The sequence below is a fragment of the Clavibacter sp. MX14-G9D genome (genome assembly GCF_032917815.1).
GTDB lineage: Bacteria > Actinomycetota > Actinomycetes > Actinomycetales > Microbacteriaceae > Clavibacter > Clavibacter michiganensis_K.
This window is the reverse complement of record NZ_JAVCVL010000430.1, coordinates 1-679: the sequence shown is the minus strand read 5'-3', so window position 1 is coordinate 679 and position 679 is coordinate 1. Positions and strand designations below refer to the sequence as shown.

General features: G+C 78.9%; 1 protein-coding gene. It reads left to right on the top strand.

Annotated elements, in window-relative coordinates:
* The coding region (locus tag Q6969_RS16135) for a transglutaminaseTgpA domain-containing protein (protein ID WP_317231342.1) at positions 1 to 679 on the top strand (679 nt) is incomplete at both ends.

Genomic DNA, 679 nt, shown 5'->3' with positions numbered 1-679 from the left:
CGCGGCGGAGCGCCCGGGAGCAGCGGACGCGGACGCGGCACGGGTCGCGGCGCCGCACGCTGGCCGCTCACCGCCGCGCTGGGCGTGGCCCTCCTCGCGGGTGCCGCCAGCCTCCACATCCTCGTGGAGCCCGGCGCCTGGTTCGTGCTCTGCATCCTCGTCGTCGCGGCCGTCCTCGGCTCCGCGGCGCTCCTGCGCGCCGTCGGCGTCCCGCGCCTGCTCGCCTCCGCGGGCGCGCTCGTCGTCCTGGTGCTCCTCGTCACGCTGGTCTTCGCCGGCCGCACGGCCGTGCTGGGCGTCGTGCCGACGCCCGAGACGCTGCGCACGCTCCTCGCCGTCGGCGAGCAGGCCGGGGACGAGATCTACCGGCGGTCGGCGCCGGTCCCGCCGCTCGCCTCCATCGTCTTCGTCATCGTGGCCTCCGTGGGGGCGCTCGCGGTCGTCCTCGACGTCCTCGCGCACGCGCTCCGCCTGCCCGCGGTCACCGGACTGCCCCTGCTGGTCCTCGTGTCCGTCCCCGGCGCCGTCCTGGCGGGGGAGTTCTCGGTCGCGTCGTTCGCGGTCACCGCGCTCGCGTGGTTCGCCGTGCTCGCCGCCGACGCGCGCGCGGCGGACCGGGAGGGCGGCTGGCGCGGGTCCGGGCTCCTCGGCGGCTCGGGGCCGACCCCGCCGCCCGTGC